General features: G+C 72.0%; 16 protein-coding genes and 1 pseudogene. 10 read left to right on the forward strand and 7 right to left on the reverse strand.

Annotation, left to right across the window (positions count from 1 at the left end):
• Positions 1–306: 306 nt before the first annotated feature.
• Positions 307–696: pseudogene (locus AB0B41_RS29930) on the forward strand (NAD-dependent epimerase/dehydratase family protein); the annotation flags it as partial.
• Here AB0B41_RS29930 and AB0B41_RS29935 read toward each other — a convergent pair.
• The 3 genes from AB0B41_RS29935 to AB0B41_RS29945 form a co-directional block, all read right to left on the reverse strand.
• Entirely contained in the window at positions 645–1307 is a 663-nt protein-coding gene (locus tag AB0B41_RS29935) for a TetR/AcrR family transcriptional regulator (RefSeq protein WP_358209241.1), read from the reverse strand. The pseudogene AB0B41_RS29930 and the gene AB0B41_RS29935 overlap by 52 nt on opposite strands.
• A gap of 106 nt (positions 1308–1413) precedes the next feature.
• Positions 1414–1560, reverse strand: coding sequence for a hypothetical protein (locus AB0B41_RS29940; protein ID WP_358209211.1), 147 nt, complete (start codon positions 1558–1560; stop codon positions 1414–1416).
• A gap of 36 nt (positions 1561–1596) precedes the next feature.
• Positions 1597–1854 carry a hypothetical protein gene (locus tag AB0B41_RS29945; protein WP_358209213.1) on the reverse strand — a complete coding sequence of 86 codons (258 nt, stop codon included), beginning with the start codon at positions 1852–1854 and terminating at the stop codon, positions 1597–1599.
• Between the two features lie 313 nt (positions 1855–2167).
• Here AB0B41_RS29945 and AB0B41_RS29950 point away from each other — a divergent pair, with 313 nt between their 5' ends.
• Positions 2168–2497 (forward strand): hypothetical protein, encoded by a 330-nt coding sequence (locus AB0B41_RS29950; protein WP_358209215.1) that lies wholly within the window; start codon positions 2168–2170, stop codon positions 2495–2497.
• A 14-nt stretch (positions 2498–2511) separates the two neighbouring features.
• Here the strand turns inward: AB0B41_RS29950 and AB0B41_RS29955 are convergent, their stop codons facing one another.
• Positions 2512–3039, reverse strand: coding sequence for an NUDIX domain-containing protein (locus tag AB0B41_RS29955; protein ID WP_358209217.1), 528 nt, complete (start codon positions 3037–3039; stop codon positions 2512–2514).
• A 52-nt stretch (positions 3040–3091) separates the two neighbouring features.
• Here AB0B41_RS29955 and AB0B41_RS29960 point away from each other — a divergent pair, with 52 nt between their 5' ends.
• Positions 3092–4006: a hotdog domain-containing protein gene (locus tag AB0B41_RS29960; protein WP_358209219.1), complete on the forward strand. Its 915-nt coding sequence runs from the start codon at positions 3092–3094 to the stop codon at positions 4004–4006.
• A 4-nt stretch (positions 4007–4010) separates the two neighbouring features.
• Here AB0B41_RS29960 and AB0B41_RS29965 read toward each other — a convergent pair whose 3' ends face one another.
• Entirely contained in the window at positions 4011–5501 is a 1491-nt protein-coding gene (locus tag AB0B41_RS29965) for an FCD domain-containing protein (RefSeq protein WP_358209221.1), read from the reverse strand.
• A gap of 261 nt (positions 5502–5762) precedes the next feature.
• Between AB0B41_RS29965 and AB0B41_RS29970 the strand changes: the two genes are divergently transcribed.
• The 7 genes from AB0B41_RS29970 to AB0B41_RS30000 all read left to right on the forward strand — a co-directional run bounded on the left by AB0B41_RS29970 (position 5763) and on the right by AB0B41_RS30000 (position 13839).
• A complete protein-coding gene (locus AB0B41_RS29970) occupies positions 5763–6527 on the forward strand; it encodes an SDR family oxidoreductase (RefSeq protein WP_358209223.1) in 765 nt (254 codons plus the stop codon).
• Between the two features lie 30 nt (positions 6528–6557).
• A complete protein-coding gene (locus AB0B41_RS29975) occupies positions 6558–7514 on the forward strand; it encodes an alpha/beta fold hydrolase (RefSeq protein WP_358209225.1) in 957 nt (318 codons plus the stop codon).
• Between the two features lie 311 nt (positions 7515–7825).
• Positions 7826–8653, forward strand: coding sequence for an alpha/beta fold hydrolase (locus AB0B41_RS29980; RefSeq protein ID WP_358209227.1), 828 nt, complete (start codon positions 7826–7828; stop codon positions 8651–8653).
• Positions 8654–8813: 160 nt separating this feature from the next.
• Positions 8814–9071 carry a hypothetical protein gene (locus tag AB0B41_RS29985; RefSeq protein WP_358209229.1) on the forward strand — a complete coding sequence of 86 codons (258 nt, stop codon included), beginning with the start codon at positions 8814–8816 and terminating at the stop codon, positions 9069–9071.
• 75 nt (positions 9072–9146) lie between these two features.
• Complete coding sequence (locus AB0B41_RS29990; RefSeq protein ID WP_358209231.1) at positions 9147–10283, forward strand: amidohydrolase family protein; 1137 nt, start codon at positions 9147–9149, stop codon at positions 10281–10283.
• Positions 10280–11524 carry a CaiB/BaiF CoA-transferase family protein gene (locus AB0B41_RS29995; RefSeq protein WP_358209233.1) on the forward strand — a complete coding sequence of 415 codons (1245 nt, stop codon included), beginning with the start codon at positions 10280–10282 and terminating at the stop codon, positions 11522–11524. Before AB0B41_RS29990 ends, AB0B41_RS29995 begins: the two co-directional genes overlap by 4 nt.
• A 14-nt stretch (positions 11525–11538) precedes the next feature.
• A complete protein-coding gene (locus AB0B41_RS30000; protein WP_358209235.1) occupies positions 11539–13839 on the forward strand; it encodes a CoA transferase in 2301 nt (766 codons plus the stop codon).
• A 110-nt stretch (positions 13840–13949) separates the two neighbouring features.
• Here AB0B41_RS30000 and AB0B41_RS30005 read toward each other — a convergent pair whose 3' ends face one another.
• Complete coding sequence (locus AB0B41_RS30005; protein WP_358209237.1) at positions 13950–14777, reverse strand: acyl-CoA thioesterase domain-containing protein; 828 nt, start codon at positions 14775–14777, stop codon at positions 13950–13952.
• Positions 14778–14837: 60 nt separating this feature from the next.
• Positions 14838–16367, reverse strand: coding sequence for a class I adenylate-forming enzyme family protein (locus AB0B41_RS30010; RefSeq protein WP_358209239.1), 1530 nt, complete (start codon positions 16365–16367; stop codon positions 14838–14840).
• Positions 16368–16567 lie beyond the last annotated feature (200 nt).

Here is a 16567-nt window from a genome sequence, read left to right on the forward strand (position 1 = left end):
AGAGCATACTTTATGTGAGGCTGACGCCATGCGCAGGCCTGACAGGGGCTCGTGGCAAGGTCGGCCGGCGGGTCGTGACGGCGGCGCAGGCCGCGGGCCACAAGGTGACCGCCACGGACATCGGGCCCGCGACCTACGGCCTACCCGCCGGTCCCGCCGCGGCCCCCTACGTCCGGGGGACCTGCGGGACTACGGCGAGACCGTCGGAGTGGTCCAGAAGGCTCGGCCGGACGTCGTCGTCCACACCGCGGGCCTGCCGGACCCTGCGTACGATTCGGCGCGCATCGTGTTCGCACCAGCACCACGGCGAACTTCCACGTCGCCGAGGCCGTGGCCCGCAGCGGTGTCGGCAGGCTGGTGTACCTGTCCAGCGAGACCGTGCCCGGGTTCATCACCGCCGAGCGCCCGTTCCTGCCGGACTACCTCCCGGTGGACGAGGCGCACCCCACCCGCCCGCAGGACGGGTACGCGCTGCCGAAGTTCGTGGGCGAGCAGATCTGCGAGGCGCTGGTGCGGCGCTCGGACGCCACGGCCGCGTCGGTGCGGCCGTCGTTGGTGCTGGCCCCCGAGGACTACGCGGACTTCGTGGCGCGGTTGCAGGAGGCCTCGCGGGAGGCGGTGCACCCCTTCTTCAACCAGTGGTCCTACGTGGACGTCGAGGACCTCGCCGATCTCGTCCTGCTGGCCGCCTCCTCGGCGACGGCGGGACACGAGGTGGTGTACGCGGCGCAGCCGAACAACCTGCTCGATCGCGCCGGAGCGCACCCCGGCCGAGGTTCACTAAGTGGGGCGCTCCGCGATCCCGCGCACGCTCCCGACATAGCGGGCCAGCGAGGCGGCGAGCCCGTCGCGCGTCTGGTCACCGGCGCCCACCAGGGACAACGTGACCCGGCCGTGCACCGCGGCCCAGATGTTCTCCCGCCTCGACCACGCCCTACCGGAACTTGACGTCCTCGTCCCGGCACCGCGCGACGGCGACCACCCACTGTTCGCGCACCGTGCCGAGATGGTCGGGGACGGCCGCCGCGGGCTCCTATGCGCGGGGTCGTGGCGAAGAGCAGCCGGGTCAGCCCGGGCCGCTCGAACAGGAACATGCCGTACGCGACGGCCTGCTCGCCGAGCGCGGTGAACGCATCTCCCGTCGCGGCCTCGCGGGCCTGGCGCATCGCCGTGACCAGTTCGTCGTAGCCCATCCCGACGGCGGTCCGGATCAGCGACTCCTTGCTCGGGAAGTGCCGGTAGATGCTGGGGGTGGCGATGCCGACATCGCGGGCGATCTCGCGCAGCGAGAAGGCCAGCCGGGGTATCCGGTAGTCCGCCCCGCCATACGCTCGACCGCGTCGAGCAGCTTGGCCCGCAGGCTCGACGACTCCGCGACGGAGGCCCCCTCGGCGGCGAGGGGCCCTCCGTTCGTCATGGGCGGAGTCTACGGGTCACCAGGTCACCCGACAGCGACTCCAGGCCGTAGATGACAGCGGTGGTCCGGTAGCGGGGCTCGGCGGCGAGCCGCAGCCCCGGGAGCCGGGCGAACAGCCGCGGAAGTACGACCTGCAGCTCCACCCGGGCCAGATTCTGGCCGAGGCACTGGTGGATGCCCTAGCCGAAGGCCACGTGGTTGCGCGCCGCCCGCCGGATGTCGAGCTCGCTCGCTGCGGAGGTCTCCCGGTCGAGCACCGTGGGATCGAAGTTCGCCGCACCGAGCGCCGCGATCACGCCGTCGCCCTTGTGCAGGGGGCAGCCCGCGACCTCGGTGTCCGCCGCCGCGACCCGGCGGGGCTCGCCCTGGTTCACGCTCAGGAAGCGCAGCAGCTCCTCGACCGCGCCCGGCACTATGGTCGGGTCGTCGAGCAGCACGGCCAGCTGGTCCGGCTGCTGAATCAGAGTCAGCAGCCGAGCCCGACTCCCGGTCCGCTGCTGGTCGACGGGAACCGGGTCGCTGTGCGCATCGACCTGCACCACGAGGGCCGGGACTTCGGTATGGCGGACTTCTTCACCGTTGACGCCGCGGGGCGCATCGCCGAGCTACGGGCCTACCAGGCGGTGTGAGCCCGATGCGGTGGCGGACGGCGTCCGCCACCGCGGGCCCGCTCAGGTGGGCGGCATCGTCAGGTACTCGCGCAGCACCCGGTCGACCGCCTCTAACCGGTTGCTGCGTGAGAACCGCGGCATGGTGCTCGCGCTCGTCGCGGCCAACGAGCACGACCCGGCGTTGTTCGGGTGGGGGCCCCATGGGCCCTTCGACGCGTTGTTCGCCACGCTGGAGAAGGTCGTGGACCAGATGGCCCAGGACCGCGGTCGCGAGGTCGACGCGCGGTGGGTGGTGCGTTCCTGCTTCGGTATGGCGTTGGCGGTCGCGGTCCACGGGGACACGTTGCTAGGACTCGCCGTGGAGCAGGACACCGCACGAATCGTCGACGAGCTGGCGGCCAGTGTGCTGGTCACGGCGGAGCGTCCGCGGGCCTCCGAGGTGCTGGGCGAAGCCGACGGCTCGGCGTGAGCCCGATGCCGCCGTCAGCCCGTCGGTGGCTGAGGGCGAGCGGCCCGCAGGACCTCCACGAGCCGGGCGGCGATGGCGGCCGCCGAGCCGTCCTCGCCGTTCCGCCGGTCTTCCACGGCCAGTTCCGCAAGCGGAACCGTCCGCAGCCCACGGCTTCGCCCCGGACCGTCGACCAGCCCGACGAAGGGCCTGATCAGGAACCCGGTCGGGGTGGCGATCACGTCCAGTGAGCCGACGATCTCGACCGACGTCGGCTCCAGACCGGCTGCCGTACGGGCGGCGCGTAGAGCGGCGCCCTCAACGGTCTCCCGCGGACGCAGTGTCCCTCGCGGCAGCACCGACCCGGGATCGCCCGGAGCAGGGTCGCCGAGGACGACGTGCAGCCCGTCCGGCCGGTCGACGAGGGCGAGCAGGACGGCGACGAGGACGCTGTCGCGGACGACCGGCCGCGTCGAGCGGCCCTCGGGCCGCCCTGTGAACGCGGCACGCACCTCCGTCGCGGTCGTCCCCGCGACGTCGTGGGAAGCAGCCTCCTGTGGCATGGGTCGAGCATACGGCAGAATCGGAATAAGGGTGTACTCAGTGAGTACAAGTATGGAGACGGAGTGGCTCCAACGGCTGAATCCTTCAGCTAGAGTGTACGCTGTGAACTCGCCCTCGGTGTCCGTTCCTCCGATCGTCCAACTGGCGAACCGGGCCGCCGCCGACGGGAGGCCGTTCGCCCCGGCCCACGCCCGGTTCGGCGTGCTGTTCTGCGAGGTCCGTCCGGGGCGCTGCGTCGCCCGTATGCCGGTCGCCCCAGCGACCGCCGCGGACGGCGCGCTCGACCCGGCGGGCGTCCTCGTCCTGACCGACGCGGCGCTGGGCGTGGCGATCGGATCCGGGTTGCCTGACGGTCGCCGGATCACGACCCTGTCCCTGGGCCTGTCGACGACCGGCCGCAGACCGGCGGGGCCGTCGCTCACCGCGACCGCGCAGGTCATCGGCGACCCGGGGCACGGGCTCGGTACGGGAGTCCTCACCGACGAGACCGGTACGGAGCTCGCCCGTCTCCGAACGCGGTGTGCGGTGATCGACGGAGCACCGCCGGCCGGCGAGCCGTCGCTGATCGTCGGCGTGCCGCCGGCATCCGGTGCCGGATCGGCCTGGCAGGCTTCGGTCGAGGACGAGACCGACCGCTTCGTCGTCCTGCGGGCTTCGGCGCCACCCGGCCTCGGCAACAACACGCGTCGGGTCCAGGGCGGCGCGGTCGCGGCCTTCGTCGAGCTCGCGGTGGCCCGGGCCCTGCGCCGGGTGCCTGCCTGGCCGTCGAGACCCACGGACGGACCGGTGGTGCGGGATCTCGACGTGACTTACCTGCGCGGGGTGCCGGCGGATGGTGCGCCGCTGCGCTGCCGCGCCGTCGTGCAGCACTCAGGACGGCAGTTCGCCACCGCGCGGGCGGAACTGTTCGACGGCGCCGGCCGGCTGCTCGCCGCCGGCACCGCGAGCCGGTACCTCGCCGGATAGTTCCTCACTGCCACCAGGCGTCGAGGGCCTCGAGGTGGCGGTGCATGCGGTGGCGGGCCAGCGGCAGGTCGCCGGCGAGGACCGCGTCCAGGATGCGGTCGTGCACGTGTGTGACCGTTGCGGCCGCCTCGCCCTTGTCCGCCGGCTGGGTACTGGGGCTGGTCGAGTGCCGGTCCCACACGGCGAGCAGGATGCGGAGGAACAGCGCCAGGACCGGGTTGCCGGTCAGCTCGGCGAGCTGGATGTGGAAGTCGTGCGACAGCCCGGCGACCTCCTCCCGCGGGGTGTCGGGCTGGACCTGGTGCGCGGCCCGGAGCCGCTCGGCGAGCTCCGGCTCGGACCGCGCACCCAGCATCTCCAGGGCGCCGAGCTCGATGACGTCACGAACGGCCCGTAGCTCGTCCGCGTCCACGCGCTCGTACTCGAGGTACACCGCCATCGCCTCGACGCTCGCCGACGGGTCCGGGCGCGTGATCACGAGGCCGCCGTAGGGGCCGCGCCGCATCCGCGCCACGGAGTGATACTCCAGCAACCGGATGGCCTCGCGGAATGCCGAGCGGCTCACGTCGAAGCGCGCCTGGAGTTCGGGCTCGGAGCCGTAGATCTCCCCGACCTCGATCCCGCTGTCGGCGATGTCGGCCATCAGCTTGCGCGCCACCGCCTCCGCGAGCTTCTCCTTGCCCGTGCCCACGGGGGTCTCCGCCCGCGAGGCCGCCGGGCGGTGGCGGATGGGCTCCTGCCGCGTGGACAGCAACCAGTCCCGCATCGCGTCGAGATGGCGGATGGTCCGGTGCTCCGCGAGCATCGCGTTCCCGGCGATGATCGCGTCCGTGATGCGCTCGTGCGCGTGGTCGGACGCCGCGCTCAATTCCCGCTTGCCCTCCTCGTCGGGAGGCGGCGGGATCGCGGCGTAGCGCTCGGTGAGTTGCACGAGCACGTCGATGAACAGGGCGAGGACCCGGTTGCCACCGATCCGGCCGACGAGGACGTGCAGCAGGTCCCGCATCGCCGGCGCCAGCTCTCCGTGGGAGCGCTCCTCGGCCAGGGCCTCCCGCAGAGCCTGGATGTGTTCCTCCGTGAGGTTCTGTGCGGCCAGTCGGGCCGCCAGCGGCTCGAGCAGCGCGCGGACGGCGAGGAGGTCCTCGACGGTCGTGCCGACGTACTCCAGGTACACGACGACGGCGTTGGTAAGCGGACGGGCATCCGGCGCCTGCACGACCAGCCCACCGTAGGGACCCCGGCGCATCACCGCGAGACCGTGGTGTTCGACGAGCCGGATCGCCTCGCGCAGCACCGCCCGACTGACCCCGTACCGCTCCCGGAGTTCCGTCTCGGACGCGAAGATGGACCCGACGGGGAGGTCGGCCGCGAGCAGGTCCTGCTCCAGCCGCCGCGCCACTCGCCGGGCCAGCTTGACCTCGTGCGGCTTGCCCCGGCTGTTGACGTCGGGTGCGTCAACCGTCGACGGCACGGAGACCCCGGCCTCTGCGGTCACCTCGCACTCCTCCCGTTCGCGTGCATTGAGTATACGAGGCGGAACTGCACGAGCGGCCGTTCGGACGGATGCGGCGCGGCGGGATCCTGAATCGGGCCGAGGTGCACGCCTGTGGGGACGGCAGCGCCTCAAGAGTGTCCTCATTGCTTGACATTGCTCAGCTCGGTGGGGCACCGTCACCACCGGCGAAGCGGCCCGCGCCGCACTGCGGCGCTCGACACACAGGAGGTCGGGGTGGAGCTTGCGGGCACCGTCGTCGCAGTGACGGGCGGAGGTAGCGGACTGGGCGCGGCGACCTGTCGCGCGGCACAGGAGCGGGGAGCGGTCAGCGTGGTGGTCCTCGACCGGGACCTCCCCGCGGCGGAGGCGGTCGCGGCCGAGGTCAATGGCCATGCTCTGCGGTGCGACGTGGCGGACGAGGCCCAGTTGCGTGCCGCCGTCGAGCAGGCCGGGCCGATCGACGTCTTCGTCTCGAACGCCGGCGTCGGCGGAGGTCTGGAGGGGCCGTTCGTCCCGGACGAGCACTGGAACGCGGCGTGGCGGGTCAACGTGTTGTCCAACGTGTACGCGGCGCGGATCCTGCTTCCCGGCATGCTGGAGCGCGGGCGCGGTCATCTGGTGTCCACTGCGTCGGCGAACGCGTTGACGACCAACCCGCTCTACATGCCCTACGCGGTCACGAAGTCGGCGCAGTTGTCGGTGGCGGAGTGGCTGGCGATGACCTACGGCGATCGCGGCATCGGTGTCACCTGCTTCTGTCCCAAGGGCATGGTCACTCCGATGCTGCTCAGGGGAGCCGAGCGCAGTGCCTACGCGCGCGACGCGCTGGAGACCGCGGTCACCCCCGAGGAGGCCGCCCGGATCATGCTCGACGCCGTGGAGGCGGATCGCTTCATGGCGGTCACCCACTCCTTCGTCGCGGACGAGTTCGCCCTCAAGGGCAAGGACTACGAGGCCTGGATCGCGCACGCGCGCGGTCTGCACCGCGACCTCGCCACCGAGGCGGGCCACCCGCCGCAGACCTGACCGATGATCCTATCCAGAGGAGACTGATCCATGTCGGTGCAGAGTCGCACCTTCGTGATCGACGGAGGCTCCCTCGCGGGCCTCGAGGCTCGTCCCGACGACGGGGAGGTGCGAGGGACCGTCCTTGCCCTGCCCGGTGGCGGCTACCGGGCAGGCTACTGGGATTCCTACGGCGGCGACGCGGACGGCTCCCTGCTCCGGCTCGGCGCCCGGCTCGGCCGGCGGGTGGTGGCGGTCGACCGCCCCGGCTATGGGGACTCCATGACACCGCCGAGGGGACGCGGTGCGGTCGCCTGGCAGGCCGAGCTCCTCGCCGGCCTGGTCCGTGAGCTCGGGGCCGAGGACGGATCGGTGGGGGTGACACTGGTCGGGCACTCGCTGGGGGCGATCACCGCTCTGCAGATCGCGGCCGACCACCCGGGTCTCCCCCTCGCCGGTGTAAGTGTCTCCGGCCTGCCCGTCGAGTACCCGGAGTACATGCGCGTCGGCATGGCTGCGCATCCTCTCGACGGTGCCCACCTGCCCGCTCATCCGGCCGAGGCGGTTCGGATGATGTTCTACGGCCCGGACGGTTCGTTCGATCCGGAGGCCCTCGAGCGCGACCTGCGAAACCAGGCGCCGGTCCCGGTCGAGGAGTTCGTGGACGCCCGCGACTACCCGACGGCCTTCCCGTCGATCGCGCCCCGGGTACGTGTGCCGGTGCAGTACGTCCTCGCCGCCCACGAGGCGTCGTCCTGCGCCGGACCCGAGGTCCTGGCGCGTGCGGCGGCCTCCTTCGCGGCGGCGCCCTGGGTCGAGGCCTTCGAGCAGGCCGCGAGCGGCCACGACATCAGCCTCCATCGTGTGGCGCGGGCCTACCACCTGCGGGTGCTCGCCTTCGACGACGAGTGTCGGGTGCGATGCGCTGCCACTGTTCACGCGACCGGGAGCACGAACGGGCGAACGTCGCCAGCTGCGCGGGAGAACGTGGGATCCAGATATCATTGAGTGTACTAGAACTGCGCGGTCTCGCTCATCGTCGAGGGGAACGCCATGTGCACTCGAAGTACTCTTCGTCGACTTCTGATCCGGGCCGGGAGCATCGTCGTGAGTTGCGCGGCGGCACTGGCGTTGACCGCCGTACCGGCATCCGCCGGGCCGCCGGTGGCCGCCCTTCCTCCGGACGTCGCGATGCCGGCGACGACCTGCCGTGCGCCGCACAGCGGGTGCCGGTCCGCCGGCCCACCGGTCGGGAGTCCTTCGTCGCGACGTGGCTGTGCCGGGACCGCGGCGAGTCTGCGCAGACGGTCCTCGTTCCGGTGCCCGGCACCACCTACGACCACGACTACTGGGACGTCGGGTACCGCCCGGACGCCTACTCGTGGACGCGGGCCATGGTGGCGGCCGGGTACGCCGTCCTGCTCTACGACCGCACCGGGACGGGGGAGAGCGACCGCCCGCCGGCCGCGGAGGTGACCCTGGAGGCGCACTCCAGCGTGCTGTCGCAGCTCGTCGGAACCGCGCGGCGAGGGAGCGGCACGATCGGACCGCACGCCCGGGTCGTCACCGCGGGCCACTCCCTCGGTTCGCTGATCATGCTGGACGAGGCCGTCCGGCACCGCGACGTCGACGGGGTCGTGGTGACCGGGTTCCTGCACACCCCGAATCCGGTGGGCCTGCCCGCGGCGCTGGTCTCCACGCAGGTCCCTGTGGAGCTCGACGCCCGGTGGCGCGGTCGCGCGCCCTTCGGCTACACGACGACGCCGGCCGGAATGCGTCGCACGGCGTTCCACTCCGATACGGCCGAACTCGCCGCCGTCTCCCTCGACGAGCAGACCAAGAGCACGTCGACGCTCGCCGAGCTGGGACCAGGGCTGCCGAACTACGCCGCTCTGGTGGCAGCAGGGATCGGCATGCTCACGGTGCCTGCGCTCGTCGCCGTGGGTGAGCGTGACCTGCCGTTCTGTGCCGTCAGGTGCGGAACGGCCCAGGTCGAGTCGGAGCGGGCGCTGTGGTCGCCGGAGGCGCAGGTCGAGGTGCAGGTCGTGCCGGGCGCCGGGCACGACCTGACGATGGACCGCGCGGCCCCTGACCACTTCGCCTCGACCGTGGAGTGGCTCGACCGACGGATCAGGGCGGGCCGCTGAGTCTTCGCTCCTCGATCGACGCCACGAAGTCGGTGTGACCCCTTGCACTCCAAACATATCCTGTTTTAGGTTGAGTGCACCTTGAACGGGGCGTCCCTAGCCCGCTCGAGACCAGGCCGCACGACGGGCGATGGTGCCCGACGGAGAACGGAGGCAGGGGATGACGACGTCCCAGCTGTGGCCCGAGGGAAGCCGCCCGGAACACGACCCGGTGGCGGAGGACATGGACCTCCTGACGCATCAGGAGGCCGCGGCGCGGTTCTTCGACGAGATCGAGGAGCTACGCGCCGAGGAGGAGAAGCTCGTGGGGGCGGACGGCGGCGCGGACCGCGCCCGACTGCAGGCGGTGCAGAGCCGCGTCGTCGCCCTGGAGTCGGCGATCGACCGGATCGTCGCGCGCCGCGAGCCGAGGTACTGAGTCCGCCTCGACAGGCGTAGGCCCGCCGGTGGCCGATCACATTCGCCGGCACCCACGGTGACAAGGAGGACACCCGTGCAGTACGAACTGATCAGCGTCGACGACCACATCATCGAGCCGCCCCGCGTCTGGGTCGACCGCCTCCCCAGCAAGTACCACGACCAGTGCCCGCACGTGGTCGAGGAGGAGGGGCGCGAGTTCTGGTACTACGAGGGCAACCGGGTCGACACCATGGGCCTCAACGCGGTCGCCGGGCGGCCGCAGGAGGAGTGGGACATGGACCCGGTCCGCTACTCCGACATGATCCAGGGCTGCTGGGACCCGGTGGCCCGGGCCGAGGACATGCGGCTGGACGGCGTCGTCGGGACCGTCTGCTTCCCGACTCTCCCGCGGTTCGCGGGCACCCTGTTCCTGGGCTTCCAGGACAAGGAGATGGCCGACCTCTGCGTCAAGGCCTACAACGACTGGCTGATCGACGAGTGGTGCGCCGCCGCGCCGGACCTCTACATCCCGATGATCATCACCCAGCTCTGGGACCCGCAGAAGGGGGCGGACGAGATCCGCCGCATGGCCGCGCGCGGCGCCCGCTGCATCACCTTCCCGGAGACCCCGGATCCGCTGGGTCTGCCGTCCTACTTCACCGACCACTGGGACCCGGTGTGGCAGGCGCTGGAGGAGACCGGCCTGGCCTGCAACATGCACATCGGGACCAGCGGCACCATGCAGAGCCCGGCCAAGGACGCACCCTTCCACGTGACGATCATGCTGGCGCAGGCCAGCGCCGCGATCGGCATGGTGGGCATGCTGGAGGCTCCGGTCCTGCGGAAGTTCCCGAACCTGCAGATGGTGTTCTCCGAGGGCGGCCTGGGCTGGATCCCCGCGCAGCTCGAGCGCTGCGACCGCATGTGGGAGCGGCACCGTATGTGGTCGGGACTGGACGACCTGAAGCCCTCCGAGCTGTTCAAGCGCAACATGTACGGCGCCTTCGTCGACGACAGCGTCGGCCTCAAGCTGCGGGACCACATCGGCGTCGACCGGATCCTGTGGGAGTCGGACTTCCCGCACGTCGAGACAATGTGGCCGCACTCGCAGGACGTGATGAAGCGGTTGACCGCGGACCTCACCGACCACGAGATCGATCTGGTCACCAACGCGAACGCGCGCAAGCTCTACAACTGGCCGAAGAAGGACGAGAAGGCAGGGGCCGCGTGAGCGATCTGCTCAAGGGTGTGCGGGTGATCGAGTCCGCCACCCTTTTCAACGGCGACACCGTCGGGGCCATCCTGGGTGACCTCGGCGCGGACGTGATCAAGATCGAGAGCCCGTTCCAGGGGGACTACCTGAGGGACTTCCTCGGCCAGATCGTCCCCCACCACTCGCCGGCGCACGTGCAGGTCAACCGGCAGAAGCGCAGTGTCACGCTCGACCTGCGGGACGAGCGGGGCAAGGAGGCGTTCTGGAAGCTGCTCGCCACGGCGGACATCTTCGTCGACGGCAACATCGCGGGCGCGATGGACAAGCTCGGTGTCGGCTACGAGGCGCAGCGCGAGCGCAAGGCGGACATCATCTACTGCCAGTACACCGGCTACGGGGCGGACGGTCCCTATGCCGCCATCCCGACCCACGGGCAGATGATGAACGCCCTGGCGGGCGCCAACCCCACCGCACGCGGCGCGAACGGCCGCCTCGTGCCGGTGGAGTCGGACGCCCCGATGCGGGGCCTGGAGACGGGCGGCGACGGCACGGCTGCGGGCGCGGTGCACGCCGCCCTGCATGCCGTCGCGGCGCTGACCCAGCGGGCGACAACCGGGGAGGGCGCGTTCATCGACGTGGCCGGTCCGGACGGCGTCATCGCGCAGGGCTGGATCGCGGCGACCTACGCCCTGAACTACCACCGCATCGCCGACACGCGCACGATGCCGGCCAGCGGCAAGGACGGGCAGGCCAAGGGCTCCCGGTACGAGTTCTACGAGACCAAGGACGGCAAGGTCGTCCTGTTCTGCGGGATCGAGCCGAAGTTCTGGCGGAACTTCTGCCTCGCCGTCGACCGGCCGGATCTCGTGGGGGGCGACCCGAACAGCGGCGGCCCGGTCGGGTGGGGCAACGACCCCGAGAAGGAGTACGCGGAGCTCGAGAAGATCTTCGCCTCGCGGAACCTGGCGGACTGGGTGGCCTTGGCCGCCGAGCGGGACATCCCGATGGGGCCCGCGTACCGGTCCATCAACGAGGCCGCCGAGGACCCGCACCTGCGGACCCGCGGCGTGATCCACGAGGGCGAGCATCCCGCATTCGGCGCGTTCACCTACATCGGCGAGGCCGGGAAGGTGGCGGGTCAGCCGTATCGGGTCCGGCATCCCGCCCCGCGGCTGGGCGAGCACACCCGCGAGATCCTGGCCGAGGTCGGGATCGCGGAGGCCGAGCTCGACGAGCTCGCCGCCGAGAAGATCATCTGAGAGGGGGTCGGACGATGGCTGGGCCACTGGACGGCCTGCGGGTCGTCGACTGGACCACCGGTACGGCGGGCCCGCGCGCCGCCGGGCTGCTGGCGGACTACGGCGCGGACGTGATCCGGATCGAACCGCCGACGGGGGACCGGTACGCCGAGGCCCTCGCCGTCGAGTACTCCGTGTTCAACCGGGGCAAGCGGATCGTCCGCCTCGACCTCCGCGAGGAGGCGGGGCGCGCGACCGTCGAGTCCCTGCTGGACGGGGCGGACGTGTTCGTCACGAGCTGGTCGGCCGGGGTGCCGGAGCGCTTCGGCCTCGGCTCCGCCCAGATCGTGGGGCGACACCCGCGCCTGGTCGCCTGCACCATCAGCGGGTTCGGTCCGGACGACCGGTATGCCGGCGTCGCGGGCCACGAGTCCCTCGTCCACGCCCTGGTGGGCACGATGGGGGAGCAGGTCGGAGTGCGCGAGGGTCCCATCTACGAGGGCCTGCCGTTCGCCGGGATCGGTGCGGCCTACCTCGCCGTCGTCGGCACGCTCGGCGCGCTCCACCGGCGTGACGAGGACGGGCTCGGCCGCACGGTGGAGACTTCATTGTTCGACGGTGCGTTGTCGTACCTGTCGATGCTCTGGGCGGTCGACGAGGTCAGCAAGGGTTGGCAGGGGGCCGGGACGCGCAGGCTGCTGTCCCAGGCCCTGGAGTGCGGGGACGGGGAGTACCTCGGGGTGCACACCGGCGCCGTCGGCGCCTTCGGGAGGCTGATGGAGGTGCTCGGACTGTCCGAGCACTTTCCACCGGTCCCGCCGCCCGAGCCCGCCCACCCGCTCAGCCCCGAGCAGGCGCGCATCCTCGCCGAGGACGTCCCCGCCATCTTCAAGACCCGTCCACGCGCGGCGTGGCTCGAGGCGCTGGAGACCGCGGACGTGTGCGCCATCCCGGAGCTCCGTCCCGGCGAGGTGTTCGACTCCCCGCAAGCGATCCACAACCGGATGGTCCTGCGGATCGACGATCCGATGTTGGGCAGCGTTGAGCAGGTCGCGCCCCCAGCCCGGTTCGCCCTGACCCCGCATGCGGACCCGGTTCCGGCCGCGGTCGTCGATGTACCTGCGTGGCGGTCGGCCGAGGCATGGTCGGTGCCCAACCCGGACCCGCAGCCGGACCGCCCGCTGCTGGCGGGGGTGAAGGTGCTGGACTTCGGCGCCTTCTACGCCGGGCCGTACGGCTCCCGGCTGCTGGCCGACCTGGGTGCGGACGTGGTGAAGCTGGAACCGCCGGTCGGGGACCAGCTGCGCGGGCTGGACCGGCCGTTCGGCTCGGCGCAGGCCAACAAGCGGGCCATCGCGCTGAACACCAAGGATCCGGACGCGCGGGCGGCGGCCCTGCGCCTCGCGGCATGGGCGGACGTGGTACAGCACAACCTCCGCCCGGGGGCGGCCGAGCGGATGGGCCTCGGCTACGAAGACGTCAAGGCCGTCAACCCCGAGGTCGTCTATGCCTACTCGCCGGGATGGGGATCGTCCGGTCCGTCGATCCAGCGGCAGAGCTTCGCGCCGTTGGTCTCCGGATACGTCGGGGTCAACTTCGAGGTGGCCGGCCTCTTCAACGAGCCACTGTTCCCGGTCGGCAACGAGGACCCTGGCAACGGGCTCGTCGGGGCCGTGGGGATGCTGATGGGGCTGCTGCACCGCAGGCGTTCCGGGAAAGGCCAGTACCTCGAGCACCCGCAGCTCAACGCGACGATGACGCACGTCGCGCACATCGTCCGGCAGGCGGACGGCACCGTGCTCGGAGCCGGGAAGCTGGACACCCTGGAGTTCGGCATCGGGGCGCTGGACCGGCTCTACGAGACCGCCGACGGGTGGATCTGCCTTTCGGTCGGCGAGGACCGGCTCGACGGCCTGCAGAAGGTCCTCGGGATCGATCTGCTGGGCGATCCGCGCTACGCCACGACCGCCGACCGCGCGGAGAACGATTTCGCGCTGGCCGGCGACCTTGCGGACGCGATCGCCCTCCGACCCACGGAGGCACTGCTCACCGAGCTGCGCAACGCGGGTGTGCCCGCAGCCGTGCCCGTTCCGAAGAACGACGCAGCGTTCCTGAAGGACGAGCACAACCACCAGACCGGCAGGGTCGGCGTCTCCGCCCACCCGACGCGCGGGACCGTGCGTGAGCTCGCCCGCCTCGTCCGGGTGGAGGGCGCGGCCCCGGTCGCGCACCGGCACGCACCGCTGCTCGGCGAGCACACCGACGAACTCCTGGCCGCGGTCGGGACCCCCGCGGACACCATCGCGGGGCTCCGGGAGCGTGGCGCCGCTCGGTAGCAACGGAGGACACCGCACCCGGCCGTCGGTCTCCGTCGGCCGGGTGCGCTCGTGTGTCGGGCTTTCGCGGTCGTGGCGGCCCCGGGCGGCCGGATCCGTCGGACGCGCCCCTACAGGAGCTCGCGGGTCGTGGTGACGATCGCGCCAATGCGGCCGTCGGGGAGCAGGAGCTCGCTGCGCAGGGTGCGGAAGCGCCGCCCACTGCGGACTGTCTCCGTCCGGCACTCGACCGTGCCCTGGGTCGGTAGGGGGCGCAGGTAGTCCACGGTGGTGGACCGGATCCGGTTCGGGCCTCCGACCGCGCGCTCCTGGGCGAGGCCGCCGAGGGCGAGGACGACCCCGCCGTGCACCGAGCCGCGCAGGTTGGAGAGCGAGGCATGGACGGGGAGCCGGACCGTCCGTACGTCGCCGGGCGCTGCGAAGACGTCGGCGACGAGCCGGTCGGCGTCGAGCGGTGGGATGTCGACGAAGCGGGTGAGCCGTGCGTCGCGGTCCGCAACGGGGGCCTCGACCACCATGGTCCCCACTGCGTGCGCCACGGCGGCCCCGGTGGTGTCCTGGACCGTCACCCGCGCCGTCCCGGCGCCTCCGGAGTGGCTGAGGTACTCGCCCTCGAGCCGGAGCCTGACGCTGGAGGCGGCCGGCTCGGCGAGCATGTCGAGCCGGAGCTCCAGCGTCGGGCCCGCGCTCGGTTCGGGGGTGCCCCGGTGGACGGCCACGCCGATGGCGATGTCGACGGCGATGGCGAGCCGGGGGAGGAGCCCGGGCCCGGGCACGCTCGAGACCTCGAGGGCCACCCGGCCGTGCTCGAGCAGCGTCGGGACCACGCCCACCCCGCCCTCGACCGGCGCGGCTGCGAACTCCCGGGCGAGCATCCGGGCATGGGCGTCGGGCAGCGCCGTTGACAACTGTCGCGCGATCCCTGACTCGGTGTGCATGAGGGCATTCTCCTCCACCGCAGCCTCATACAGTATACTCAGTGGGAGCTTTCACGCAGGTCAAGCAACGACCTGGGCGGCCGCGCGCAAGGCTCGACGGTCCGGCTTGTTGTTGGGGGTGATCGGCAGCGCGTCGACGATCCGCAGCGCCTTCGGCAGCTTGTACGAGGCGAGTCGGTTCCGTCCGTGCGCCCGGAGCTCCTCGAGCTCCAACCGGGCACCGGGCCGCAGCACGACGGCCGCCTCGACGCGCTCGCCCCAGTACTCGTCCGCCGCGCCGTACACGCAGATCTCGGCGACCGCCGGATGTCCGTCGAGGGCGCTCTCCACTTCCGCGGGGAACACGTTCTCGCCGCCGGAGATGATCATCTCCTTCAGTCGCCCGTCCATCGTGAGCCAGCCGTCGGCGTCGAGGTGGCCCAGGTCGCCGAGCCGCACGCCGTCGGGGGTGAAGGTGGCGGCGGACTCTTCTGGACGTCCCCAGTAGGCCACAGCGTGCCATGCGCAGCGAACCGTGATCTCGCCGACCTCGCCGACGCCGAGCTCGCGGCCCTCCGGATCGAGGATGCGGATGTCCGCGTCCGGGTAGGCACGCCCGACCCCGGACAGTCGGCCGGCCAGCATGTCCTCGTGGGTCATCGCGGCGACCGGGCCGTACTCGGTGGCGCCGAAGCCGTACCGCAGCCGGGCGTTCGGGTAGTCCTCGCGCAGCCGGTCGACGAATTCCGGGGTGGCGTGCGTGGATCCGAAGATCACCAGCTCGACGCCCGAGCGGTCCGTCCGCGTGAAGTCGGGATGAGTGCGGAGCGCGACGAACATCGTCGGCGAACCCATCAGCTGGGTCGCGCCCGCTGCTATGTGAGCCAGGGCGCCGCCCGTATCGAACGCCGGCATGATCCGGACGGTGCCGCCGCTGAACAGCGTGGTGAGCAGGCCGGTGCAGAGCGACACGTGGAAGAAGGGGCTGAAGTACAGCTCCTGGTGAGTTCCGGGCGGGTCCCAGGCGGACACAGCGGGACGGGCCGCCGCGGCGGAGTTCGCGAACAGCCACAGCCGCTCGTGGGTGTACACCGCCCCCTTCGGCAGGCCCGTGGTCCCGCCCGTGGGGAAGGCGATCGCGGGCGCGTCGCCGGCCGACGGGTGGTGGTGCAGAGCGCCGCGCACCGGTTCGACGCGGGCGGCGAGCGGGCCTGGCTCCTCGGCCCGCTCCAGGATCCGGAAAGGCCTGCCCGGGGCGGCCGCGAGATCGGCGTGCGCGGGATCTGCGAGCACGAGCGCGGGATCGAGGGGCTCGAGAAATCCGGCCACCTCGGGCGGGGTCAGCCGGGTGTTGACCGGCACCGGCACCTGCCCTCCGGCCATGGCCCCGAGGACGAGTGCGACGTACCCCGCGGAGGGTCGCAGGGCCAGTGCGACCCGGTCTCCCGGTCGGAGGCCCGCTACTCGCAACGCGCCCGCGACCTGCTGCGCGACCTCCCACAGTTCGGCGAAGCCGACGCTGCCCGCATCGTCGATGAGGGCGGTGGCCGACGGTCGGGTCCGGGCCTGCCAGGCGATCCTGCCGACCAGTGAGAGCGTCGTCGCTGTCATCCTATAAGTATACTTTAGAGAAGTCTCCGCGAAAGGGGCTGTCGGTGGGCCGAGGACCCGACGCGGAAGGCCCCGCCTCCGCCCCGAGCTCGGGCGGGGGCGGGGGCTCCCCGGTCCGGGGGCGGGGAGGGCCCCCCGCGCGCGGCCGCGCCCCCCGCGGGGCCCGGCGGGGCGCGCGGGGGGGGGGGGGGTGGGGGGGG

Source organism: Pseudonocardia sp. NPDC049154 (genome assembly GCF_040648315.1).
Classification (GTDB): domain Bacteria; phylum Actinomycetota; class Actinomycetes; order Mycobacteriales; family Pseudonocardiaceae; genus Pseudonocardia.